Below are 25117 nucleotides of genomic sequence, written 5' to 3'. Positions count from 1 at the left end.
AATTTGGCAATTTGAAGCGCGGCGCGCTCAGACGATCCCCGCGACGCGCTTCAAATTTTGTTCCGTGCATGTCGTTGTCGCCAAACCGCTACGCACTTTTGGGCGACATGTATCAAGCCGCAAGCGCCGCCTCGGGCGGAATCTTTGCTCCGGTCATGAAGGCGACGGCATCGGACATCGTATATTGCTTGGGATCGATGACGCAGAGGCGACGACCTAGCCGGTGAATGTGAATGCGGTCGGCCACTTCGAAGACATGCGGCATGTTGTGCGAGATGAGCACGATCGGCAGGCCGCGCTTCTTGACGTCGAGGATCAGTTCGAGCACGCGGCGGCTTTCCTTGACGCCAAGGGCGGCCGTCGGTTCGTCCATGATCACCACACGGCTGCCGAAGGCGGCGGCGCGCGCCACCGCCACGCCCTGGCGCTGGCCGCCAGACAGCGTTTCCACCGCCTGGGAGATGTTCTGGATGGTCATCAGGCCAAGTTCGGTTAGCTTGTCGCGGGCGCGCTTTTCCATCGCCGGACGGTCGAGCATACGAAGCCAGTCGCCCAGAAAACCCGGTTTGCGGATCTCGCGGCCAAGGAACATGTTGTCGGCGATCGACAGCGCCGGCGACAGCGCCAGATTCTGATAGACGGTCTCGATGCCGGCTTCGCGGGCCTCCATCGGTGATTTGAAGGCGACGGGCTTGCCTTCAAGCCGGATCTCGCCTTCATCGGGCACGGCCGCGCCGGAAATCGCCTTGATGAGCGACGACTTGCCGGCGCCATTGTCGCCTATGACGGCGAGGATTTCGCCCGGGTAGAGGTCGAAGTCCGCATTGTCGAGGGCGGTGACGCGGCCATAACGCTTGATCAGGCCACGAGCGGTGAGAATGGGTTCCTGGGTCATGGTCATGCCGAAACCTTTCTGATCCATTGGTCGACAGCCACGGCGCCGATGATCAGCACACCGGTGAGCAGCACTTTCCATTGCGGATCGGCGCCCAGCATATTGAGGCCCATGGAGACGACGCCGACGATCATCGCGCCGAACAGCGTGCCCAGGATCGAGCCGCGCCCGCCGAACAGGGAAATACCGCCGATCACCGTCGCGGTGATCGCCTGCAGATTGTAGTCGGTGACGGCGGCGGACGGCGAGATCGAACCGTTGCGGCCGATGGAGACCCAGGCAGCGAAAGCGGCGATCAGCCCGGCAAGGGTGTAGACCGTCATCAGCACCTTCTTGGTCTGGATGCCCGACAGCTTCGCCGCCTCCTGATCGTCGCCGACGGCGTAGACATGGCGACCCCATGCCGTGTGATTGAGCACGTACCATAGGACTAAAACGAGCACGACCGTTGCAATGACGCCGAGCGTCAGCACCGCCGTGCCAACCTTGAAGCTCAACGCAAACAGATGCAGCAGCGGCGCCTGGGTGTCGACGTCGGTGTCGCGGATCGTCTCATTGGCCGAATAGATGAAGTTCGTGGCCATGACGATGTTCCAGGTGCCAAGCGTCACGATGAAGGGCGGCAGCTTCATGTAGGCGACCAGCACTCCGTTGAGCAGCCCGCAGGCCGCGCCGGCGGCAAGCCCGATCGCCACGGCGAGCACACTGGGCATACCATAGCTGACCGCGCAATTACCCATGATCACCGCTGAAATCACCATGATCACGCCAATCGACAGGTCGATGCCGGCAGTGAGGATGACCAGTGTCTGTGCAGCACCCAGAATGCCGATGATGGCGATCTGCTGCAGGATCAGCGTCAGCGTGTAGGACGAAAAGAACCGCCCTCCGATGGTGATGCCGAAGACGATGACCGCCAGAACCAGCACGATCAACGGCACCGCCGCCGGAGTCGAATGCAGGAAATGCTGGATGCGCTTGACGGCCGATTTGTGCTCGTCAAAAGCGGCAACGCTTGTGTCGCTGCTCGAGAGAACTTTCTCGAATTCTTGAGCTTGAGCCATGTTTTCTCCCCGTAGGACTGCAGCCAAACGCCGACGCCCGTCCACGCTTTTCCGGTCTGCTGCCGGGATTGTTCGCGGTCACGCGACCATCGTCCACCGGAAGCGGTCGGGGATCAAGCCCCGACCGCTCAGGTTGCGTAGATGCCTGTCAGACCGGCATCAGCCCCAGCACTTGGCGAGGCCTTCCTTGGTGTCGATGGACTTCACGCCGGTGGCCGGCTTGTCGGTCACCAGATTGACGCCGGTGTCGAAGAAATTCTTGCCTTCGGTCGGCTTCGGCTTGGTTCCGTCCTTGGCGAAAGCGGCGATCGCCTCGATGCCGAGCGCCGCCATCTGCAGCGGATATTGCTGCGACGTGGCGCCGATGACACCTTCGGTCACCGATTTCACGCCGGGACAGCCGCCGTCGACGGAAACGATCAGCACCTGGCTTTCGAGGCCGACTGCCTTGAGCGCCTGGTAGGCGCCGACAGCTGCGGGCTCGTTGATGGTGTGGATGACGTTGATGGTGTTGTCCTTCTGCAGAAGGTTCTCCATCGCCTTGCGGCCGCCCTCCTCGTTGCCGTTGGTGACGTCGTGGCCGACGATGCGCGCATCGTCCTCATCGCCGATCTTGTTGGGGTCCTTCACGTCGATGCCGTAGCCCATCATGAAGCCTTGATCGCGCAGCACGTCCACGGTCGGCTGCGAAGGCGTCAGGTCGAGGAAGCCGATCTTGGCGTCCTTGGCCTTGTCGCCAAGCGTGGCGGCGGCCCAGGCGCCGATCAGCTTGCCGGCTTCGAGATTGTCCGTCGCAAAGGTCGCGTCGGCGGCGTCGATCGGATCGAGCGGCGTATCGAGCGCGATCACCAGCAGGCCGGCATCACGCGCCTTCTTCACGGTCGGCACGATGCCCTTGGTGTCGGATGCCGTGATCAGGATTCCCTTGGCGCCGTCGGCGATGCAGCTTTCGATCGCCGCGACCTGGCTCTCGCTGTCGCCGTCGATCTTGCCGGCGTAAGTCTTGAGGTCGACGCCGAGTTCCTTGGCCTTCGCCGCGGCGCCTTCCTTCATCTTGACGAAGAAGGGGTTGGTGTCGGTCTTGGTGATCAGGCAGGCACCGACACCGGCCGCGGATGCGGACGACGCAAACGCCATCAGGCCCAGAGCCGCGGCGGCAAACACGGTCGATTTCAACAGTTTTGTATTGGTCACGATTTTCCTCCCAGTGGAACCATTCCGGATGCCGGCCAACCGGCACCTGCAGCGCATCCAACGAAATTCTCCCAGCGTGGACGCTGCCTCAACAGACACCAGGCCGAAGCCGCTGTCAATAATTAAATCACTCTTATTTATTATTGACAGGCTTGCTTCATTCACCCATTCTGGCCCAAAAGCATTGCGGGGAAACGACGGGAGGAACAGGGTGGAAACCGCCATAGCGAGGCACGGTTCGCCCGAGGCGAATGACAGCCTCATTCACCGCGGCACCAACCAGAGCGGCATGCGCGACCACAACGAGCGGTTGGTGCTCTCGCTGGTGCGCCAGCATGGCAGCCTGGCGAAATCCGACATCGCCCGCATGACCGGACTTTCGGCGCAGACGGTTTCGGTCATCATGCGCGAGTTGGAGGAAGAAAGCCTCCTGCTGCGCCAAGCGCCGTTGCGCGGCAAGATCGGCCAACCCTCCATCCCGATGGCGCTCAATCCCGAGGGCGCTTTCTTCATTGGGCTGAAGATCGGCCGGCGCAGCGCCGAACTCGTGCTGATCGACTTTCTCGGCAATGTGCGCTCGATGCTGCAGCATTCCTATCGTTACCCGGCGCCACGCGAGACGGTGGATTTCGTCAGCAACGGCATGCGGCAGATGCGCGGCGAACTGACGCCCGCACAGGACAAGCGCATCGCCGGGCTCGGCATCGCCATGCCGTTCGAATTGTGGAACTGGGCCGATACGGCCGGCGCCCCGCGCGACGTCATGGACGAATGGCGTCACCGCGACATCAGGGCCGACATCCAGGCGCAATGCGATTTTCCGGTCTACCTGCAGAACGACGCCACTTCAGCCTGCGGCGCCGAACTCGTCTTCGGCCAGGCGAGTGCCGCGCGTGACTTCGTCTATTTCTATATCGGCGCCTTTGCCGGTGGCGGCATCGTGCTGAATGGCCGGCTTTTTGGCGGGCCGACCGGCAATGCCGGAGCACTCGGCTCCATGCCCGTGCCGGGGCCGGACGGCAAGCCGACCCAATTGATCGACGTGGCGTCCATCGCCATGCTCGAAAAGGCGCTCAATGCGCGCGGCGTCGAGGCTTCGCATCTGTGGACATCGCCGGAAGACTGGGGCGAGATCGGACCCGAGCTCGACGACTGGATCGCCAGCGCTTCGCGAGCGCTCGCCTACGCCATCGTCGCCGCATCCTCGGTCATCGATTTCGAAGCGGCGGTGATCGACGGATGGATGCCGAAGGCGGTGCGCCGCCGGCTGGTCGACGCCATCATCGCGGCCATCGCCACGATCGACGGTGAAGGTTTGAAGCTGCCCGCCGTACGCGAGGGAACCGTCGGCATTCATGCCAGGGCGCTCGGCGGCGCCAGCCTGCCACTTTCCGAACGCTTCCTGATCAGCTCGACGACGATTTCCAGGAGCGCCTGATGCTGATCGGAATCCCGGCGCTGCTCGGTCCGGAGCTTCTGGCGATCTTGCGCGGCATGGGCCATGGCGACGAAATCGCCCTCGTCGACGGAAATTATCCGGCAGAACAACAGGCGACCCGGCTGGTGCGGGCCGATGGTCACCACCTCATCCCGGTGCTCGACGCGATATTGAGCGTCCTGCCTGTCGATGACGTTGTGCCGGAGGCGCTGTTTCGTGCCTCTGTCAAAGGCGATCCCTCGCTTGCCGATCCCGTCCATCATGAGATCGAGGCTACCTGCGCCAAACGCGCGCCGGGCCGCAAGGTGGTTGCGCTGGCCGGCGCCGACTTCTATGCACGGGTCAGATCGGCGCATGCCATCGTCGCGACAAGCGAGCCGCGGCTCTACGCCAACATCATCATCCGCAAAGGCGTGATCTATCCGCCGGAGACCAGCAAGCCATGATCCTCTGCTGCGGCGAAGCCCTGATCGACATGCTGCCGCGTACGACGACAGCGGGCGAGCCGGCTTTCGCGCCTTACGTCGGCGGCGCGGTGTTCAACACGGCGATCGCACTTGGCCGGCTCGGCGCGCCGGCCGGCTTTTTTTCCGGACTGTCGTCGGATCTGTTCGGCGGTCAGTTCAGGGATGCGCTGAGGGCGAGCAAGGTCAGCTCCACCTATGCGCACACCTCGCCTCGGCCAACGACGCTGGCCTTCGTCAAGCTCACCAACGGCCAGGCGACCTACACATTCTATGACGAGAACACCGCTGGCCGCATGCTGACCATCGACGACTTGCCGCAGCTCGGCAACGAGATCGAAGCCATGCTGTTCGGCGCCATCAGCTTGATCTCGGAGCCCGCCGGCAGTGCCTATGAGGAGTTCATGAAGCGCGAGCATGCAAGCCGCGTCATGGTGCTCGATCCCAACATCCGCCCGAACTTCATCCCGGATAAGGCCAAGCACCTTAGGCGCATCCGCGCCATGATGGCGATGGCCGACATCGTGAAACTGTCGGACGAAGATTTGAACTGGTTCGGCGAAGCCGGCTCGCACGAGGATGTCATCCGTAACTGGCTCGATCGCGGCCCCAAGCTGATCGTCGTCACGCATGGCAGCGAAGGCGCAGTCGGCTATACCAGGGAACACGCTGTCACGGTCATGCCGGAAAAGGTCGAGGTGGTCGACACGGTCGGAGCCGGCGACACATTCAACGCCGGCATCCTCGCCTCCTTGCATGAGCAGGGCCTGCTGACGAAGGCGGCTATTTCCGACCTGTCGAAAGATGCCATTCACAAGGCGTTGGCGCTCGGTGCCAAGGCGGCGGCGGTGACGGTATCACGGGCCGGCGCCAATCCGCCGTGGCGGCATGAGATCGTCTGAGTAACGCTCAACCTAGATTGAGCCAGCCGATCACTTTATGTTTCGCAGGGTCGATCCCTGGAGGTATAAATGTGGGATCGCGCCCGACGAAGCCCGGATTTCCGGCATCTCGCGAAGGTCCGCCGGGGAATACAGGTAACAGGCTGCGACACCTAGGCAATTCGCGGTTCTGCCTGTCCGGCTTTCTCGGCGGGCGCAACTCTGGTACCAGCGGCCGGTTATCTGGCTAACCCGTTTTGAGGCCGACATGCAGTTCATCGATCTTGGCGCGCAGCGCGAACGAATCCGCGACCGGCTGAAGGCCGCGATCGACCGTGTCGTCGACGAGGGCCGCTATATCCTCGGCCCGCAAGTTACCGAATTCGAGAACAAGCTGGCCGCCTATATCGGCACCAAGCATGTCGTGGCCTGCGCCAACGGCACCGATGCACTGCTGTTGCCGCTGTTTGCGGCCGGCGTTGGCCCGGGCGACGCGGTCTTCGTGCCGAGCTTCACTTTCGCCGCCACCGCCGAAGTGGTGGCACTGGCCAAGGCCGAGCCGGTTTTCGTCGATGTCGACCCGCATAGCTACAACATTGACATTGCCAGCCTCGAAGCGGCCATCGCCATGATCAAGAAGGAAGGCCGGCTGAAGCCGAAGGCAATCATCCCCGTCGACCTGTTCGGCCTTGCCGCCGACTACGAGGCGATCATGGCGATCGCCAACCGCGAAAGGCTGATGGTGATCGAGGATGCCGCCCAGTCGATGGGCGGTTCGCTCGACGGCAAGATGTGCGGTTCCTTCGGCGCCGTCGGCTCGACCAGCTTCTATCCGGCAAAGCCGCTTGGCTGCTACGGCGACGGCGGCGCGATGTTTACCAATGACGATGCGCTGGCCGAGCAGCTCAGGTCTTTCGCCTTCCACGGCAAGGGCGAAACACAATATGACAATGTCCGCGTTGGCATCAATTCGCGGCTCGACACGCTGCAGGCGGCGATCCTGATCGAGAAGCTGGCCATTCTCGAAGACGAGATGGTTGCCCGCCAGGTGGTGGCAAAGCGCTATGCGGACGGACTTGGCGACATCGTTACCGCCGCCCGCAATCTGGACGGCAGCCGTTCGGCCTGGGCGCAGTACGCGATCGAGACGCCGAAGCGCGACGGGTTGAAGGCGCATCTCGGTGAAAAGGGCATTCCGTCTGTTATCTACTATGTGAAGCCGCTGCATGCCCAGGTCGCCTATCGCGACTATCCGCGCACGCCGACCGGCCTTGCCGTGTCGGAAGACCTGCCGAAGCGGATCCTCTGTCTGCCGATGCACCCTTATCTCAGCGAAGCCGACCAGAACCGCATCATCGAGACGATCCGCAACTACATCGGATCTAATTCAGCGCAGGCCGCAGCCGAGTAATCTGTCGACCGGTCTCAGACGGGATTGGCCCCTGCCCCGCTGGCGATAAAATGCGGATTGGCAAAATCCTCGTCGTCGCTTTGCCCGCGCTTGCCATAGACCAAAGGCTGGCCGTCCAGCGTGCGCGTCATGCCGCCGGCCGCGCGCAGCACGGCATCGCCCGCCGCCGTGTCCCATTCCATGGTGCGGCCGAAGCGCGGATAGACATCCGCCTCGGCGCTGGCGAGAAGGCAGAATTTCAAGGACGAGCCGACCGAGACGATTTCGGCGGCACCGAGGTCGCGAATATAGGCCTCGGTTTCCGGCGTGTTGTGGGAACGGCTGGCGACGACGGCCAGCGGCGCCACGGCCGTTCTCACCGAAATCGGCCGGCGGCCGACGATCTGGTAGTCGCCATTGATTTCAAGAGATTCCGCCCTGCCCGGCAGGCCGGAAAAGAAGCGGCCCGTGCAGGGCGCAAAGACGACGCCGACTTCCGGCACGCCGTGACGGACAAGCGCTATGTTGACGGTGAAGTCGGTGCGGCGGTTGACGAATTCCTTGGTGCCGTCGAGCGGATCTATCAGAAAGAAAGCCCCGTCCAGGTCGGGCGGCACGATGCCGGCGGATGCCTCCTCCTCGGCCACGCAGGGAATGTCGGGAAATGCGGCACGCAGTCCGGCGAGAATGATCTTCTCGCTCTCGCGGTCCGCCTCGGTCACCGGCGAGGAATCTGATTTCCGGTCGACCGCGCAGCCGGCATGGAACACACGCATCACCTCGCGCCCGGCCGCCAGGGCCAGCCGTTCGAAGATTTCGAGCATCAGCCTGTCGTCAGATGCCGCCGCCGTTGTCGTATTGGTCTTCGGCAATGTCGCGCTCGTTAAGCCAGTGTTCCAGGGCGTCTACCATCTCCTCGGCCGATTTGCCGAGTGTCTTGAGATGGATTTCCGGGTTTTCCGGCGCTTCGTAAGGGGAATCGACGCCGGTGAAATTCTTGATCTCGCCATTCAGTGCGCGCGCATAGAGGCCCTTCGGATCACGCCTGGCGCATTCCTCGAACGGCGTATCGACAAACACCTCGATGAACTCGCCGTCTGCCATCAATTCGCGCGCCATGCGCCGCTCGGCGCTGAACGGCGAAATGAACGACACAATGACGATCAACCCGGCATCGGCCATCAAACGCGCCACTTCGGCGACGCGGCGGATGTTCTCGACACGATCGGCGTCGGTGAAACCAAGATCGCGGTTGAGACCGTGACGGACGTTGTCGCCGTCCAGGATATAAGTATGGCGGCCGGTGGCGAACAGCTTCTTTTCGAACAGGTTGGCGATGGTCGACTTGCCGGAGCCCGACAGCCCGGTGAACCAGAACACCGCGGGCCGCTGGTTCTTCATGTCGGCGCGGACGCGTTTGCCGACATCGAGCGACTGCCAATGGATGTTTTCGGCGCGGCGCAATGAGTGCAGGATCATGCCGGCGCCGACCGTGGCGTTCGAGATGCGGTCGATCAGGATGAAGGCGCCGGTGGTGCGGTTCTCGGCGAAGGGATCGAAGGCGATCGGCGTCCGCGTCGAGATGTTGCAGATGCCGACTTCGTTCATTTCGAGCGACTTGGCCGCTTCATGGGCAAAGTCGTTGACGTTGATCCGGTATTTCAGGTCAGTCACGGTGGCGCTGGTCTGATCGGTCTCGGTGCGCAGGATGTAGGAGCGACCGGGCAGCAGCGCGTGTTCGTCGAACCAGACGATGTTGGCGGCGAACTGGTCTGCGACCTGCGGCCGTGCGGCAGGCGAAACCAGCATGTTGCCGCGTGATATCTCGACCTCGTCGTCAAGGACCAGCGTGACGGCCTGGCCGGCAGCCGCCTGGGCAAGATCGCCGCCATACGAGACGATCCGCTTGACGCGCGAGGATTTGCCGGACTTGGCGACAACGACCTCGTCGCCGGGCGCAACCGAGCCGGATGCGATCGTGCCGGCAAAGCCGCGAAAGTCGAGATTGGGGCGATTGACATACTGGACCGGAAACCGGAACGGCAGTTCGACCACCGCTTCATCGACCGACACGGTTTCGAGATGCTCGATCAGCGTCGGGCCGGAATACCACTTCATGTTGTCCGAGTGGCTGGTGACGTTGTCGCCGTAACGGGCCGACATCGGGATCGGCACGATAGTCTCGAAGCCGAGATCGCGCGAGAATTGCCGGTAGTCTTCAACGATCCGCTCGAAGACCGCTTGGTCGAACCCGACGAGATCGATCTTGTTGACGGCCAGCACGATGTGGCGGATGCCGAGCAGCGAGGCGATGATCGAATGGCGCCTGGTCTGGCGCAGCACTCCTTGCCGGGCATCGATCAGCACGATCGCCAGGTCGGCGGTCGAGGCGCCGGTCGCCATGTTGCGCGTGTACTGTTCGTGGCCAGGCGTGTCGGCAACGATAAATTTGCGCTTCGGCGTAGCGAAGAAGCGGTAGGCGACGTCGATGGTGATGCCTTGCTCACGCTCGGCCTCGAGACCGTCGACCAGCAAAGCGAAATCGATGTCGTCACCGGTGGTGCCATGCTTGCGCGAATCGCGCTCGAGCGCGGCGAGCTGGTCCTCGAAAATCTGCTTGGTGTCGGAGAGCAGGCGCCCGATCAGCGTCGACTTGCCGTCATCAACGGAACCGCAGGTCAGGAAGCGCAGCAGCGACTTCTTCTCTTGCGCCGCCAGATAGTCGCGAACGCCGTCGGTGGGTGCGAGGCTCTTTGCCATGATGTGGCGCATGGTCAAAAGTACCCCTCGCGCTTCTTCTTTTCCATCGAGCCGGCTTCGTCGCGGTCGATCAGGCGCCCCTGCCGTTCGGAGGTGCGCGCGGTCAGCATTTCGCCCACGATGGCTTCCAGCGTATCGGCATCCGATTCGATGGCCCCGGTCAGCGGATAGCAGCCAAGCGTGCGGAACCGCACCAGCCGGTTCTCCACCGTCTCGCTGGGGCGCAGTTTCATGCGCTCGTCATCCCTGAGGATCAACATGCCGTCGCGTTCCACCACCGGCCGCTCCTTGGCGAAATAGAGCGGCACGATCGGGATACTCTCCTGCAGGATGTACTGCCAGATATCGAGTTCAGTCCAATTCGACAGCGGAAAGACGCGGATCGATTCGCCTGTTGCGATGCGGGTGTTGAATATCTTCCACATCTCGGGCCGTTGGTTCTTCGGATCCCACACATGCTGGGCGTTGCGGAAGGAAAAGATGCGCTCCTTGGCGCGCGATTTCTCTTCATCACGACGAGCGCCACCAAAGGCCGCGTCGAAACCGTATTTGTCGAGCGCCTGACGCAGCGCCACGGTCTTCATCACATGGGTGTGCGTGTTCGAACCATGGTCGAACGGATTGATGTTGTCGCGCACGCCATCTTCGTTGACGTGAACCAGGAGATCGAAGCCGAGTTTCTGCGCCATCTGATCGCGAAAGGCGATCATCTCGCGGAATTTCCACGTCGTGTCGACGTGAAGAAAGGGAAACGGCGGCTTAGCGGGATAAAACGCCTTCATCGCCAGATGCATCAGCACGGATGAATCCTTGCCGACGGAATAAAGCATGACCGGCTTGGAAAAGGCGGCCGCAACCTCGCGGAATATGTGGATGGACTCGGCTTCAAGCCGCTGTAGATGCGTAAGCGCTGTTGTCATGGACCGTGAGCGTTCTTTCGTGCCTTCCGACAGAAGATCTTGCTTCAAATCATCGAGCTTTGCGCCCGGTTCAAGCCTTGCTTCTGGACAATCTCTTTCGTGCCGGCGTTCTAGCAGATCGCCGTTGTCTAGAACAATGCAAGACTGGCCCTGGGGCGCATGGTTCGGGAATAAATTTTCCACGAATGCCGGAAAAGCCGGAAATTCCTGCTCGCTAGGCTGACAGCTGAGAAAATGCCGGAAAAATATTGCTTGAATAGACCGGCTACGGCCCTTCCGGGAACCTCCCTCCGATCGACCCCCGCGCCGGCCGCTGTTTTTCGGTGACAATCGACCCGACATACTATCGAAAAAGAAGCCCAGCCGCTATACCAGCCCCAGGAAGCGGGCAAGTGCATCATGAGGCATAGGCAGTTTCGAGGCGAGCGCATTCTACTTCGCTAAACAAGATCCGCCGCATGAAACTTCCCGAAAATAGCGAGCCCGAAAATTTGAGCCGGCTTTCATCCCTGAGACAGCAATTCACGCCTTCGCGGGTCAATATCTACTTCTCCACCCTTTGCTTCTTTTTTCCACCGGTTCTGGGATCGGTGGTCAGTTTTGTTTTCAACGGCGGAGCCCTGGCTTCCGTCGTGCTGATTGCATCTGGGAAAAGGCACTTCAACGCAGACCGGCCAATGATCTGGCTGACGGTAGCGATCTATGCCTACTGCGCGGCCAATCTCCTGGCCACCATCGTCAACAATTCGTTCGTCCGTGATGCGCCACACCTTATCCCGCTCGTCACCTTCCTGTTTTTCCCCGTCTCCTATTCGACCTGGAGCATCACGCAGAAAACCATGCTTGCCCGCACCATCGTTCTCAGCAGCATGGCCGCCTGTTTTGTCGCACTGCTCATGGCCGTCATCCAGCAATATTGGATTGGGGTCAGGGCCGAGGGCGGGGCCGGCAATCCGATCGTCTTCGCAACGGTCGTCTGCCTTGCCGTGGTGGTCTGCGTGGCCGGCGCCTTGTCAGGCATAGAGCGAGCCCGTAACCCCCTTTTCCACGCCGCATTGGCCGGGACGATCGCCATCATCTATTCCGGTTCGCGTATTGCCTGGCTGGCTCTACTGATTGCCGGCATCGCTGTTTTGCTTATCAACCATCGGAGGCTCAGAGGCAGGAATGCCGTTCGTGTGCTTCTGCTGCTGGCGGCAGTCGGCATCGTAGTCGCCGCTTTCGGCTTCCAGGCGATATCCGGGCGCGTCGGCTTTCTGCACTCCGATTGGAATGCGCTGGGGGCGCAGGGCAATTACGACAGCTCGTTGGGAATACGTGTCGCGCTTTGGGAGATCGGCCTCAAAGCATTCCGTGACATGCCACTGTTCGGACATGGGGTGGGCGCGACCCAGCTTTTAATCAAGCAGGGCTTTCATGATCAGTTCGCAATGGAGACAGGCTTCAACCATTTTCACAACGGCTTCCTGACCGCCTTGGTGCAAGCAGGAATTCTGGGCGCCGCAACGCTGGCGGCGATCTTTGTCATTGCCGCTGGAAATGCCGCCCGGGTCTTGCGGAACAGCAGCGATCCGGTCGAGCGGTTCGGCGCCACCATGATTGTCATCGTCATTGTCACCTATCTCACGGCGGGGATGACGGGCATCCTCGTCGGCCATGACATTCTGGACTCGGTGCTGATGGTCTTCCTTGTGTGCGGAACGTATCTTGCCTCCGGCCGCCAGGCTCCGTTGATGGAAGAGCAGGCGCCTCCGCCGGCCACCCAAGAGCTGTTGCGAGCAAGGCAATGAAGGTCCTGGTCACCGGCGCAACGGGTTTCATCGGGCGCCTGGCTGTGCATCATCTTCGCCAGGCCGGCGCCGAACTTCGCCTCGCCTCTCGCCATCCGGAGAGGCTTGGCTCGGGGGATGGCGCGGTGCCGATGCCCAATTTCGATGCGCCGGCCGCGGCCTTCCTGGCGCTCACCAGGGGTGTGACCCATGTCGTCCATTGTGCCGGCCTCAACAACAATCAAGGCAATGCCACCGAAGCGGACTACCGGGCGGCCAATGTGGAATTGAGCGCACGGCTGGCGCATGCCGCGGCCGCGCAGGCAAGCGGACGCTTCATCCATCTCTCCTCGATCCGGGCCGTGATCGGCGCTCGCGTCAGCGCGACGATCGACGAGAACACGCCTCCCGCCCCGCAATGCGTCTACGGGCGCTCGAAGCGCGAAGGCGAGATCAGGATCCTGGAAGCCTATGCATCGCATGGCCGCTCCGACGCCGCCGTGTTGCGCCTGCCACCAGTCTATGGGAGCGGCATGAAGGGGAACCTGGCGACGCTGATGCGCCTGGCCGATACGGCGCTGCCGCTGCCGACCGGCGCCTTGACGGGAATCCGCTCGCTGATGTCCCGCGAGGCCGCGGTGCGAGCGGTGTCGCATCTGTTGACCCATTCGGCGCCACTTCGCCCGATCTATGTCGGCGCCGATGTACCACCGGTCACCCTCGAAGCCATCATCGCCGCCTTTCGCAAGGGTTTCGGGCGGCCGATGCGCCTGATGACCGTGCCGGCCGGCCTGATGCGGCCGGCAGCAAGCGTGCTGGGCAAGCAGGCATTTTGGGACGGCCTGACCGCGACACAGATATGCGATCCTGCCCTGCTGATATCGCAGGGATGGGCACCCGAAACCGGCCCGCTGGGGCGGCTGGCCGAACTGGCGCGGCTCGGTCAGTCGTAGCTTCCTATCCCACTTTTGGGATCGTGGTTCAGCCTCGGTAGAGCGTTCCGAGCAGGATCCGAAGGTCAAGCCGGAACGACGCCGTGCGGAGATACGCGGCGTCGGTTTCAGCCAGAAGCCGCGGATTCGACATGTCGATGCCCCTGATCTGAGCCAGGCCGGTTATGCCTGGAAGTGCCGCCAGAACCCCCAGCCGCCTGCGACACTCGATCAATTCCGTTTGGGTCGGCAGGCAGGGGCGCGGCCCGACCAGGCTCATCTCGCCCTTCAACACGTTCCAGAACTGCGGCAGTTCGTCGAGCTTGAATTTCCGCAGCACCTTGCCAACCGTTGTGACGGAATTCGCGGGCGCCTCATGCGAGGGCAATGACGGCGTCCCGACATACATCGTGCGCAACTTGTGACAGCGAAAAAGCCTGCCGTCGCGGCCGACCCGCGCCTGCGAAAAAATAGCCGGACCAGGCGACGATACCCGAACGGCAAGGACGGCGAGCGCCAAAACGGGAGATGTGACCACCAGCAGCAGAGCCGCGCCGGCAAGATCGAAAATGTGCTTGGTTGCCTTCATGAACGGCCGATGGCGCTCCCTGTCAAAGTCCCGAGGCAACGCCGCGGGCCAAGCCCGTCAATCCGGTCGACGTAGCATGAGCTCATATCTTGACCAAGCGTGCCACGCAGCCGTTCGATGCTCAGATGCGCCCGAGGATGAAAGCGAGATAGAGCCCCAGGGTCCCGGAAAAAGTCTGCCGATAGACACCGCTTTTGCGCAAGGCTGCCAGGCGGCGAAAAAGACCGCCCTGCCGACCGTTGGTAAACAGGTCGAGGCACGCCGCCGCGTCTTCGGTCAGGAGGTCGCGATTGACGGCAAGTCCGTCAAGGTTGAGGTCCGTCCAGTCGGCAAACTCGCCCTTGAACAGGCGGCCAAGCCGGGAAACCCTTGCCCTCCACGACGCGTTGGCGCCAACCAGGTTTGCCGCATGCTGCCGGTAGCGCACCAATGGCCGCGGATCGTAGCGGACGATGCCGCCGGCGGCGGTCACGATGAGATAGGCCCACCAGTCGTGGCTGACGAACCCGGTCCGCGCGGAAGCCCTGGCCAGCAGGTCGCGTGCCGCGGCGTTGAGCAGCATGGTGTTGCCGCCGGCGATGCTTTGCACAAGCGCGTTGCGAAAGGATGGCGGCCGGGCAAACAGCGGCGAATGGCCGACAAGGCTTCCCGTTTCCGTCATGGTCGCGGTTCGCGAACAAAACATCAGCGGGGTTTTTGCGTCGTGGGCCTGCATCCAACTGATGGCGCTTTCCAACCTGTCGGGCTCCCAGATATCGTCCTGGTCGCAGAAAGCATAGCCGTCCGCATCGATGCGTCGATCGAGGATCATCGACCGGAAATTGGCCGCGAACCCTTGCCGTGGCCCCTCCACAAGGGTCATTCGACCCTTGGTCCAGCGGGATTGCCATGCCTCGATGATGGCGATCGTGCCATCGATGGAGCCATCGTCGGATATCCACAGGTCGACCAGAGGGTGCGACTGCGCGAGCAGGGACCGCAGCTGCTCATTGATGAAGGCGGCGCCATCTTTCGTGCCCATCAGGACCGCGATGCGCAGATCTGCTTTATCCACGAACGTCAAACACCTTGTATATGCTCGGGATTTTCAGATCCCCGAATCATGGTCGCGTCGGAAGAGGAGCGGCCTAGCCCGCCTGCCCGACCGTTTTCGGGATCACGTCCTGACGAATGCTCCCCCTGGCCTTCTTGGCGCGGTCAAGGCCTGCCAGCACGGCGAGCGCGGCAGCCTTGTCCTGGTTTTTCGCCGTCTGCTGCAGCGCCGTGAGCGCGATCTGGACATCCGACCATTCCACGACGTCCGTGCTGAGGCCAAAAATCTTCGAAATGCCGAGTTCGACGAGTTCCTCATCTTCGCCATGCAGCGTTTCGTGGAGTTTTTCGCCCGGCCTTATGCCGGTGAACCGGATTGCGATGTCCTTGTAGGGGCTCTTTCCTGACATGCGGATCATCGTTTCGGCCACTTCGAGAATCGGCACCGGCTTGCCCATGTCGAGCATATAGACGGCATAGTCATCCCCGCTCCGCCGCGACGCGGCATCGGCCGCCGACATGATGACGAGATCGACGGCTTCGGCCACGGTCATGAAATAGCGTGTCATGCGTCGGTCGGTGATGGTGACAGGCCCTCCAGCCTCGATCTGCGCCTGGAATATGGTCGCCACCGAACCATTGCTGCCAAAGACATTGCCGAACCGCACAGCTATGAACTTGGTGGCGGAGCGACGCCCGCCCGGCTCGGCCGCTGGCATCCCATGCAAGGCGCTGACGATCTGTTCGGCGGCCCGCTTCGTCATGCCAAGCACCGATGAGGGATCCACCGCCTTGTCGCTCGAGATCAGGACAAATTGCGCAACCCCGCATTTGGCGGCGACCTCGGCACAGACGAGCGTTCCGAAAATATTGGTCTGGATGGCCGAATCCCAGTTTTCCTCGAGCAACGGAACGTGTTTGAGCGCCGCGGCATGAAAAATGATATCCGGCCGGAATTCCGTGACGACACGCGTTATCTGGCGTCGGTCCGCGACAGCGACGATACGGACCTTGAGACGGTCGTGGTCCTTCTCGTCGATATACTGGCTCAGCTGGAAGATGCCGAACTCGGAATTGTCGGCGACCAGCACCGCCTCCGCTCCCAGTTCCAGCGACCGTTTGACCAGCGTTCGGCCGATCGAGCCGGCACCGCCCGTCACCAGAACACGTTTGCCGCCGACAAAGGCACCGATGCGCTCGATATCGGACGCGACCGTCGGACGGCGCAGGATCGTTTCCATTTCGACGGTGTCGAGAACCAGCTTGCCGTGCCGTTCCAGCTCCGACAGGCCGGAAAACTGCACCACACTTATATCTCCGTGCCGGGCGACGCGGACGAGTTCCGAATACTCCTCGATCTCGTGCTCGGCGCCGCTGCCGAAAATCAGCAGATCCAGGCTTTTGGTGCCGCTCGCATAGTCTTCCAGGACGTCGATCAGCCGCGGCCGGGTCGCCACCACGGGAACACCCTGGATCCGCGTGCCCAACGGCGCGCCATGCTCGGTCGCCATGATGCCGGCTATGGAATAGTCGGCCGGCTGCGCCGTGCGCGTGAAGCGAATGATCAGGTCGGCTTCGCCAAGACGACCGACGAACAACGCTCGCTTGGCCTGCGTCCCGTCGGTCTTGCGGCTCAGAATGCCCCAGCTCGCGCCGTCACGCAGGAAGCGATAGAACAGCCGGGGCGCCGATATGATCGTGAAGGAGACGAGGAAGAAGACGATGAACTGGCGCTCGTTGAGTCCCTGCACCGGTTGGAAAGAACGAACCAGCAGCGAAGTGGCATACAGAGCGAACGTCAAAATCGCGCAGCTCTTCAGGATATTGAAAAAGTCCGGCGTCGAGGCAAAGCGCCAGACGGTCGTGTAGAGGCCGCAATATCTGAATAGAAAATGGCTGATGAGAATAATGCCCGCCCAGGTTGCCAGCCCCTCGTTGGAGAGCGGTTCGAACGAAAGATTCGATCGCGAAAGCACGAGGCTGAGCGCCACGGCGACCAGGACCATGACCACGTCCTGGACCATGATGAAGGCGCGCCGCATCTGGGGCCGAAGTCCGAATACTGCTTCGAGGTAAGAATTCATTGGACGGCACTAGACTCCAGGCTCACGGATATGGACACCAGAAAAGCACGAACACGAAGATGCTTCGTGGCCGATCACCTTTCTCAAGTGCCCATCCCCGGCCCCCGCCGTCCTGTATCGCATACTGCGAGGTTGAAGGCATAGCCAGATGTTTTTTTGGGGGCGGGCAATCCCGTGCAAAGTCGTGGCTTATGCCTCTTGGGCTCTGGTAATGGAAAGCCTCACCGAAGCGCACCTTAGAAACAGCAACAAACTTATGCTGGTCTCAAGATGGCACTCAGCTGATAGGGGTCAAGCAAGGAGCTGTCATAGCCGACAAACTGCCATCCGGGCACGTTGAGAGCCGCGAAGTCCATTGAACTGTCTCCATAACTCCCATCGACTGAAAAAGGCAGCGGCACAAAGGCGAAGCCTGAATTGCGATGATCTTCAATCATTCGCATTCTCTGCTTTAAATCGTAATGCTTATTATCGAGATTCCACAGCTCGATCGGCCGGACGGTTATGACGCACACGCCGTCTAGTGAGATGCACTTTCGGATCGCCGCCAAGCAAGCCAAAGTGGCCTCCTTAGACAAGTGAGTGAAAACCGAAAAGGCGAAGGCGAGATCGAACTTTGTATCGCCGACTGGCAATTCTGCCGGCATCGTATGTGATCGAGAGAGTTGAGCCGGAATACCAGCCTCTATCGAAAGGTCCAATGACGATTGCCAGGCATCAACGCCCCACAGATTCTCTGGATCCGTGAAATACAGCATTGACCGGATGTTGCGGCCGTAGCCAACGCCAAAATCTAGAATCTTGCAGTTTTGCAGCAACAGTCCTGTCTGCCGCAGAACGATCGATTCCAGTTGGCGCGCAAAGGCTGCGGTTTGCTTCAGAAGCTCTACACCGGCCTTTCCTGTCGCGCCTATCTGCGTTTCCTCGGAAGCCATCCGTGGCAGCAATTTGGACAGGGCCGGATACTGACCGTTTGGCATCGAGATAAGCAACAGTCCGAAGTCCTCCATGCTCAGTTTCCTGAGTTGCGGCAAGACTTCAATTAAGTTAGCTCCGCCTAATGCATAACGCTCGGCAGCTTCAACAATTGGCTTAGTGTATTCGAACAGCATACCGTTCTATCGGCGATTTGCCGACCTGACGCAAGATGTTCTGACGTCCGTGTTGATCATAATGAATGATAGCGTCATTCCGCGCGACCTATTGCAGAGCGGGACCACGACTTCGCACGAGCAGCACGATGCCTGCTTTCTGGCGAATAATATGAAGATGAAGATGTCGTCATCAGATCAAAATTCGCCGTGTCGGTTCATCCGGGAAGGCCAATCTTGGCAAACTTTGCAGCCTCGGGGCGAAGTGGTCCGAGATAAATTGCGTCAAAGGACGGCTGAATGTACCCGCGCTGAAAAATTGAACGATACTCCGCATCGAACGTGGGAAACTGAACCTTCCCCGACGTTGCGATGCCGCCATGGACTTGGTGGAATGTCATGTCAGACAGCAAGCAGATATTTTTAGCGTCGGGGCGTTGAACATACCGCGCGAAAATCTCAAGATTAGCTAGGCCTGCGCCTGGAGAAACAAATCCCTCGTGAAAACCACCAATGTGGTCCAGAAGATGACGCGACACCGAAAACGCATTGCTTTCTGCGATCGGATTCCAGAAGCCCCCACCGGAAGACCCCGCAAATACGGAAATATCATAGAGAGCGGATGGCTTCGAGGGCCAGCCACTTTCCGCGATAAGCCTATCCTCGACTTCTTCGTTGTATCCCTGGGCCGTCGAAATCATCTGCACGCTTGGCCCGAGGTGACAGCCGAGCGTGTAGACAAATGCATCCGAACATATCGAGTGCGCCCTCAGCGTGTTCGCGATCAATTGATCCGAGAAGATACGAGCCCCGTCGATCGCAAACAGAATGTGAGTACCCCTGGCCACATGCGTTGCCGCCCAATTGAGCGCAAAGACAGGTGACGGTTGCGGGTCAGGCATGCTGACAATCCGGGGCGCTGGCGACAAACCGGCGCTATCGCGCAGCGTAAAAGGAACTGCCGAGCCATTGTCGACGACAATGACCTCATAGTCCTCCGACGAGACATTTTTTTGATAAGGGCGGCAAGCGGACAGGATCGTACGCGGTGCCTCTCTTGCCATATCATTGATGCAGATGATCACCGACAGGAACGGTCGACGCTTTCGTGAGAAAAGCCTCATGTCCTTCGTAGATATCCATTGGGATTGTAAGTCATGTTCCGACCGAACATATCACAGCAGGCGACGTCTATTTCAAAAGACCCGGAGCCTCTGGCAAGAAATTCCGCGATCGCTCTGTTGGGTCCGCCTTGATAACGGGCCGACCATCCGAGATCGTCAAGCACGCCGTCCTCCATGACGAGATACTCGCCGGCGCGAAGATGCTCGTCGAAAAACTCCAGAACCGAGGTGCACACGGCATAGCTATGAGCCGAATCCTCGATCACCAGCCAGGGCCGCGGCAAGTTAAAAAGTCCATGCTGGCGGAACGGAACCCCAAGATTGGCGGCATCGCCTTGAACGAACCGAATTCCTTCCGAAGCGGGCAGGCCTGGCTGATGCAGATCGATCGAAACAATCCGGGCCTGGATATCCATTGCCCTACACATGTCTCGGAACAGCATGGCGCTTCCGCCATGTTTCGATCCGATCTCGATGATCGATGCAGGCCGCAGTTGGTCCAGCAACCGCAGATAGATTGCGATGTCAACAGGGCTTTTTAGACACGGAATGCCACGGTAACGATATTCCATCGTCCCGGCGTGATAACCAGGCAGATCGGCGCCAGCCAAGCCCGTCACGTAGCTTCGTTTCGAGCGGCGCTCGTTCAATCGCCCAAGATCAGCTCGCAACGAGGCCGTCGGACGCGGCGCGACAATCCGGGTGATTTCCTCGATCGTTTCCAATTGGTAGTGGCCATCCAGAATCCCGGCCTCGATGTCGCGATAGGCTTCCGAGAGGGTGGGGTCGCCCGGCCTCAATCCGGAGACGATACACAGACCCTTCATCTCGACATCGTATGTTTCCACGATCAGGTCAGGTCGGAATTTCCGCAAGATCGTAACCAGCTTATAGATATCGCCCGTCCAAACCTGAGTATTGCGCTCACGGCTCGTGTGAGCAATGTCGCGTGGCAAGACATCGTCGATCACAATGACTCCCTGGGCGTGACTCAGGCGTTCACAATTGATGAAATCACGGAGCGCAAACTCCGCGTTGTGCATGCCATCGATAAAGGCGAGATCGACCGAGCCACCCACCAGCGCAGCGACGTCACGCCTGAAGAAGTCGTCGCTCGTCTCAGCAAACAAACGCGTTGGCGCCTTCAGCGGCGCCCTGATTTCATAGTCCGGATCGACCCCGATTGATGGCGCCTCCGACAAAGCAAGGCTGTGGCCAAAGCGAGAACCAATTTCAAGATAGTTCCTGGGTTGTAATATCTTGTGTATCAACGAGAGGGCTTCAAGGTAGTCCATTTTACGCAGCCTTGCGGAACCAAACGCCCGTCCAATCGACGTGGTGCATTTGAGGAAGATCACGCGACGTTCGCGCAAAATAATCTGCGACCGCGAAACGACATTGCTCTATGGCGTAGTCATCGATGATCACAATCCCGCCTGGCGAAACTTTCTCGTAGAGCGCATCCAGGGAGTCCATCGTCGACTCATAAAGATCGCCATCCAGGCGAAGCAAGGCAATTTCGCGCGTCTGGAGCCGAGGGAGTGTGTCCTTGAACCACCCTTTGGCAAAGACGACCGAATCGGACTCCAGCCCGTAAACTCCAAAGTTCTCGCGAACAGTTTCCTCACCGACCGCAAGCTCGGGATAGACTGTCTTGCTCAGGTCAAGTCCGGCATCCTGTGCAAGGCTCGGAGGAGGTAGTCCTTCGAAGCTGTCGGCGACAAATATCCGGCGGTTTTCGGCCGGGTTAATCCTAAGATATCCCGCCATGAAAATACAGCTGCCGCCGCGCCAGACGCCACACTCGACAAAATCACCCGGAATGCCGTCGCCAACCACTGTATCGAGGCACTCGTGGAGCATGTCCAGACGCGCCTGCCCGATCATCGTATGGGAATATCCCGCATTGTGAATGCTGCGGCTAAAGAATCTGCCATCGGCACGCCCTGCGGTCATCTCGGCATAGGCATCGGCCCGTTCATGGCGAATATCGTGCAGCACGCGGGGATCGAACACTTCGGACCCCGCAATACAATTTCGCAGATAGATGATGCGAAGCTCGTTGTCGAGATACACGCAGTTAAGCAGCGAACGCTTTAGGAGATCGAGATAAAGGTCGCCAGGGTCCGTCACGCAGAAAACTCCTGCCCACTCTCATCGAAGGCATCCATCGTGATTGACTGCATCGGAATGCCAACCAAGCCCTTCGCCACGTGCGATGAAACAACGTGGAAGAAAATGGCATCTTCAACGCGGTGCTGCTTGGTATGTTCGGCTTGGCTTCCGGTGGCTAACGCGACCGTGATCCCATAGTCTCCGGTCGGCAGGTAGGGCATCTGAAACGCGAACTTGGCGATGATCGTCTCACCAGCCCGCGTAACGATGCCGTCGTGAAGATAGGTCAGGAACGTATTGTCTGCAAAGACAACCTGGCCATGTCGGTCGCGAACCGTAAACCCCAGGATTGGATGCTCAAGATCCACATGCGCCTTTGCCTTGATCTCAAAGACCACATTCTCTCCACCTGATAGATTGACGACTGGCGACCCCGTCGCGTTTTTTAGCCCAGCAGAAACGATCGACCCCGACCGGGCACCGATCCAAGCGGCGTCATCATCAAAATCGAAAATCTGGATTTCATTGGCAAGCGACGACGAACGCAACATTTCCAAACGATGGTCGGGCGGCGGTGCGCTTTCGGGCGGGCGCTCGCCACGGCGGCCACCGAATTTCAACTCAGCCGTACTGTCTCCTTCGAGCTCAATCGCCCGGCGGTACTCGTCGCAAACTTCTTTTGTCGGTCCGATCATGCGAACCTTTCCACCGTCCATCCACACAACACGAGAACATAGGGCCATCACCGAACCCAGATCGTGCGCACATAAGAGTAGAGTACCGCGCGATTTGAACTCCCGAATGAAACGCATGCATTTCTGCGAAAAGGCAAGATCGCCAACAGCCAGGACCTCGTCCACGAGCAGAATATCCGTCGGCAGATGCGCAGCGACGGCGAAGGCAAGGCGCGCATACATGCCACTTGAATAGGTTTTTACTGGCTGATCGATGAAATCGCCAATACTGGCAAATTCCAGAATAGAATCCATTCTGACTTCCGCTTCGGATCTCGACATTCCGATGATCGCGGCCCCAAGATAGGCGTTCTCGCGTCCGGTGAATTCCGGATTAAAGCCAGTTCCCAGTTGCAATGAGTATAGCTTGCCCGTTTGATCAATGGTTCCAGACGTCGGGTGCAATCCGCCCGCGATCATCTGAAGAAGCGTCGACTTGCCACTCCCATTGCGCCCGATAATGCCGATCGTTTCCCCCCGGAGAACCTCGAACGACACTCCATCTACAGCCGGATACTCTCGAAACCGCCGAACACGACCGAGAGTTATCATCTGGATCAGTCGATCCTCTGGGCGCGCGTAGATGCGATAAACCTTCGTCACATCCTGCAGACGTATCGCGACGCCCGAGTTGCCGACGCCAAGCTTGTCAGAGGACATCGGCAAAGCCCCTACGAGTTTTTTGGAAAAAATGATAGCCGAGAAAAGCGATCGCCATCGCCACAATCGAATAAGAGCCGAGCGCGGTCCAGTTCGGCTGCATGCCGAAAAGAACCACGTCGCGGAAACTCTCGACCGGGATTGCGAGCGGGTTAAGCGAAAGCCAGGGCTGCAACCAGGCTGGCAGCGACGTTCTCTGGAAGAACACCGGCGAGAGGAACATCGTCGCAGTCACTAGCGGCGCTACGATCTGGCCCATGTCGCGAAAATAAACGCCGATCGATGCCAATATCCAGGTTATACCGAGCACAAGTACAACCAGCGGCGCGAAGACTACGGGCGCCAGAACAACCGTCAGCGGAATGCTGCCGAAGACTATGTAGGCGAATACGAGCAGCACGAGCAGGCTGACGGCAGCATGAAACAATGCAGCGCCGGCCGAAACCACAGGCAGGAGTTGAATTGGAAATACGACTTTCTTGACGTAATTGGCATTAGCGACGATCAGTCCCGGGGCCTGCGAAATCACTTCCGCGAAAAATTGAAAAACGATAAGCCCGCAAAATAGGATGACTGCAAATTCGCCGGTCGAATGTGTCGTACTCTGCTGATCAGGAAACGTCCAACGCGACTTCATCACCATGCCAAAAAAGAAGGTGTATACACCCAGCATGAACAACGGATTGAGGAGCGACCACAACAAGCCGAGTGCCGATCCGCGATAGCGGCCAGCGACCTCGCGACGAATGAGGGAAAGGGTGAGGGAAGCGTTCATTTTTCCGAACTTAAACCCATTGTCTCGATGACTTGGTGGATGTGCGCTAAAAGCGGCTCTACCGGGACGCGAAAAGAAATTCCGATTTCTGGCCGGGCGCTGCCCCCAACAATCGGAATCACGGCTGGGGGAACGCTCTCGACGAAGAAAGGCGCCCATCCCAAATCAAGGTGTACACAGGCATTTCGGACCCAGATTCCTTGACCGAGACTCGGCTGTATCTCAACGACACGGGTCTCTGGGCGACAGAAAATTATGTTGGCCAGCCCTGCTCCAGAGACCCCTACAACGATCTCAGCCTGAGAGAATAGTTCTCGCTGCTGTTCAACCGAAAGCCGCTCAGGAGCGACGGGGGCGAAATCCAGTTCCGACAGCTTTTCCGCAATTTCCGACTGATTCACAAACGTGCGCTTTACGTCGTCACGTACGATGAAGATTCGCTTCGGTGTGAGACACCGCGATGAAGCACCAGCGAGCAACGCAGTCCTCAGGTCGTCCCATACCTTGCCTCCATGATGGAGGAAGTGGTTCATCGTGCTAAAAAAAAGCACAGAGCGCAGGGAAACGACATCCGAATCCACAATCGTAAGGGTCAGGCTTCCGAGCTCTTTCGAAACCAAATCGTACAGATTGCGCTGCCAAGCCGACATTGGGGGGGAAACAACGTTCCATTGTCGGGACGGTGAGAGTCTGCTCAACAAAACCAGAGAAGGCAGCGCGTCGAGGATGAAATGTCCGTAGTTGGACATGGCTCCCCACGGCATGAATACGACAGCATCGTCAATGGTTTTCGCGTCAGCAGGTATTTCGAGGAAAGCTCCAGAACCGCTCACGCGAACATTTGGAAGGTTGGTTAAGTCCCCGACAACAAATCGAGCTTCTTCGAAACTCGTCTTGCTGACGCGGCCGGACGCGTCGATCAACGCGCCAAACTTTGGCAGATAGTAACAATTGGTCAGACGTATCGCACGAATCTCACCGACGTAAACTTTTTCCTCCGGCGCACACCATACTGGCACTTTTTCTCCACCAGCTTGAAGTGACACCTTGGCTGTGCTGGCGAATGGCAGCATAGCACCGGAAGACATGACGTAAGAGCCGGGCGCGCGAGCGCCCGTGGAAAGCAGCGCATGGCTGCTATCCACGGGCGGCGCGATACTCACGTCATCCGCTTCGCGTAAAGGACCAATCTCGACCATCAACTGC

The 25117-nt window shown here is 59.8% G+C and carries 22 protein-coding genes; 6 read left to right on the top strand and 16 right to left on the bottom strand.

Going from position 1 to position 25117, the window contains the following annotated elements; translation table 11 throughout:
* Positions 1 to 112: 112 nt before the first annotated feature.
* From NKH19_RS06365 to NKH19_RS06355, 3 genes are all read right to left on the bottom strand, one after another.
* Positions 113 to 895 carry an ATP-binding cassette domain-containing protein gene (locus tag NKH19_RS06365; protein ID WP_352982070.1) on the bottom strand — a complete coding sequence of 261 codons (783 nt, stop codon included), beginning with the start codon at positions 893 to 895 and terminating at the stop codon, positions 113 to 115.
* A 2-nt stretch (positions 896 to 897) separates the two neighbouring features.
* A complete protein-coding gene (locus tag NKH19_RS06360) occupies positions 898 to 1959 on the bottom strand; it encodes an ABC transporter permease (protein ID WP_352982026.1) in 1062 nt (353 codons plus the stop codon).
* A 159-nt stretch (positions 1960 to 2118) separates the two neighbouring features.
* Complete coding sequence (locus NKH19_RS06355) at positions 2119 to 3096, bottom strand: sugar ABC transporter substrate-binding protein (RefSeq protein WP_502910887.1); 978 nt, start codon at positions 3094 to 3096, stop codon at positions 2119 to 2121.
* A 268-nt stretch (positions 3097 to 3364) separates the two neighbouring features.
* Here NKH19_RS06355 and NKH19_RS06350 point away from each other — a divergent pair, with 268 nt between their 5' ends.
* The 4 genes from NKH19_RS06350 to NKH19_RS06335 all read left to right on the top strand — a co-directional run bounded on the left by NKH19_RS06350 (position 3365) and on the right by NKH19_RS06335 (position 7347).
* Positions 3365 to 4591 (top strand): ROK family transcriptional regulator, encoded by a 1227-nt coding sequence (locus NKH19_RS06350; RefSeq protein ID WP_352982025.1) that lies wholly within the window; start codon positions 3365 to 3367, stop codon positions 4589 to 4591.
* Positions 4591 to 5037 (top strand): RbsD/FucU family protein, encoded by a 447-nt coding sequence (locus NKH19_RS06345; protein WP_352982024.1) that lies wholly within the window; start codon positions 4591 to 4593, stop codon positions 5035 to 5037. The genes NKH19_RS06350 and NKH19_RS06345 overlap by 1 nt, the downstream gene beginning before the upstream one ends.
* Complete coding sequence (locus NKH19_RS06340; RefSeq protein ID WP_352982023.1) at positions 5034 to 5957, top strand: carbohydrate kinase family protein; 924 nt, start codon at positions 5034 to 5036, stop codon at positions 5955 to 5957. The genes NKH19_RS06345 and NKH19_RS06340 overlap by 4 nt, the downstream gene beginning before the upstream one ends.
* A gap of 247 nt (positions 5958 to 6204) precedes the next feature.
* Entirely contained in the window at positions 6205 to 7347 is a 1143-nt protein-coding gene (locus NKH19_RS06335; RefSeq protein ID WP_352982022.1) for a DegT/DnrJ/EryC1/StrS family aminotransferase, read from the top strand.
* A gap of 14 nt (positions 7348 to 7361) precedes the next feature.
* Here the strand turns inward: NKH19_RS06335 and cysQ are convergent, their stop codons facing one another.
* Genes cysQ through cysD form a run of 3 tightly spaced genes read right to left on the bottom strand, consistent with a single transcriptional unit; the run spans position 7362 to position 11006 of the window.
* Entirely contained in the window at positions 7362 to 8150 is a 789-nt protein-coding gene (cysQ, locus tag NKH19_RS06330; protein ID WP_352982068.1) for a 3'(2'),5'-bisphosphate nucleotidase CysQ, read from the bottom strand.
* A gap of 10 nt (positions 8151 to 8160) precedes the next feature.
* Positions 8161 to 10098, bottom strand: a complete 1938-nt coding sequence (gene cysN, locus NKH19_RS06325; protein WP_352982021.1) for a sulfate adenylyltransferase subunit CysN — start codon at positions 10096 to 10098, stop codon at positions 8161 to 8163.
* 2 nt (positions 10099 to 10100) lie between these two features.
* A complete protein-coding gene (gene cysD, locus NKH19_RS06320) occupies positions 10101 to 11006 on the bottom strand; it encodes a sulfate adenylyltransferase subunit CysD (protein ID WP_352877373.1) in 906 nt (301 codons plus the stop codon).
* Positions 11007 to 11497: 491 nt separating this feature from the next.
* On the opposite strand from cysD, the gene NKH19_RS06315 reads away from it, so the two are divergent.
* Positions 11498 to 12796, top strand: coding sequence for an O-antigen ligase family protein (locus tag NKH19_RS06315; protein WP_352982067.1), 1299 nt, complete (start codon positions 11498 to 11500; stop codon positions 12794 to 12796).
* Complete coding sequence (locus tag NKH19_RS06310; RefSeq protein WP_352982020.1) at positions 12793 to 13728, top strand: NAD-dependent epimerase/dehydratase family protein; 936 nt, start codon at positions 12793 to 12795, stop codon at positions 13726 to 13728. Before NKH19_RS06315 ends, NKH19_RS06310 begins: the two co-directional genes overlap by 4 nt.
* A 28-nt stretch (positions 13729 to 13756) precedes the next feature.
* On the opposite strand, the gene NKH19_RS06305 is transcribed toward NKH19_RS06310, so the two are convergent.
* The 10 genes from NKH19_RS06305 to NKH19_RS06260 all read right to left on the bottom strand — a co-directional run bounded on the left by NKH19_RS06305 (position 13757) and on the right by NKH19_RS06260 (position 25110).
* Positions 13757 to 14296, bottom strand: coding sequence for a sugar transferase (locus tag NKH19_RS06305; RefSeq protein ID WP_352982019.1), 540 nt, complete (start codon positions 14294 to 14296; stop codon positions 13757 to 13759).
* Positions 14297 to 14417: 121 nt separating this feature from the next.
* A complete protein-coding gene (locus NKH19_RS06300; RefSeq protein WP_352982018.1) occupies positions 14418 to 15350 on the bottom strand; it encodes a glycosyltransferase family 2 protein in 933 nt (310 codons plus the stop codon).
* A 73-nt stretch (positions 15351 to 15423) separates the two neighbouring features.
* A complete protein-coding gene (locus tag NKH19_RS06295) occupies positions 15424 to 17412 on the bottom strand; it encodes an SDR family NAD(P)-dependent oxidoreductase (RefSeq protein WP_352982017.1) in 1989 nt (662 codons plus the stop codon).
* A gap of 254 nt (positions 17413 to 17666) precedes the next feature.
* Positions 17667 to 18524, bottom strand: coding sequence for a methyltransferase domain-containing protein (locus NKH19_RS06290; protein ID WP_352982016.1), 858 nt, complete (start codon positions 18522 to 18524; stop codon positions 17667 to 17669).
* A 197-nt stretch (positions 18525 to 18721) separates the two neighbouring features.
* Complete coding sequence (locus NKH19_RS06285) at positions 18722 to 19627, bottom strand: glycosyltransferase family A protein (RefSeq protein ID WP_352982015.1); 906 nt, start codon at positions 19625 to 19627, stop codon at positions 18722 to 18724.
* A complete protein-coding gene (locus NKH19_RS06280; RefSeq protein ID WP_352982014.1) occupies positions 19624 to 20922 on the bottom strand; it encodes a class I SAM-dependent methyltransferase in 1299 nt (432 codons plus the stop codon). The genes NKH19_RS06285 and NKH19_RS06280 overlap by 4 nt, the downstream gene beginning before the upstream one ends.
* A 1-nt stretch (position 20923) precedes the next feature.
* Positions 20924 to 21760: a TylF/MycF/NovP-related O-methyltransferase gene (locus NKH19_RS06275; RefSeq protein ID WP_352982013.1), complete on the bottom strand. Its 837-nt coding sequence runs from the start codon at positions 21758 to 21760 to the stop codon at positions 20924 to 20926.
* Positions 21757 to 23136, bottom strand: coding sequence for an ABC transporter ATP-binding protein (locus NKH19_RS06270; protein WP_352982012.1), 1380 nt, complete (start codon positions 23134 to 23136; stop codon positions 21757 to 21759). The genes NKH19_RS06275 and NKH19_RS06270 overlap by 4 nt, the downstream gene beginning before the upstream one ends.
* Positions 23126 to 23911: an ABC transporter permease gene (locus NKH19_RS06265; RefSeq protein ID WP_352982011.1), complete on the bottom strand. Its 786-nt coding sequence runs from the start codon at positions 23909 to 23911 to the stop codon at positions 23126 to 23128. The genes NKH19_RS06270 and NKH19_RS06265 overlap by 11 nt, the downstream gene beginning before the upstream one ends.
* A complete protein-coding gene (locus NKH19_RS06260) occupies positions 23908 to 25110 on the bottom strand; it encodes a glycosyltransferase family 61 protein (RefSeq protein ID WP_352982066.1) in 1203 nt (400 codons plus the stop codon). The genes NKH19_RS06265 and NKH19_RS06260 overlap by 4 nt, the downstream gene beginning before the upstream one ends.
* Positions 25111 to 25117: the final 7 nt, after the last annotated feature.

The sequence above is a fragment of the Mesorhizobium sp. M1338 genome (genome assembly GCF_040318045.1).
Lineage (GTDB): Bacteria > Pseudomonadota > Alphaproteobacteria > Rhizobiales > Rhizobiaceae > Mesorhizobium.
Note: the sequence above shows the minus strand (reverse complement) of the source record. Positions and strands in the feature narration are given on the sequence as shown.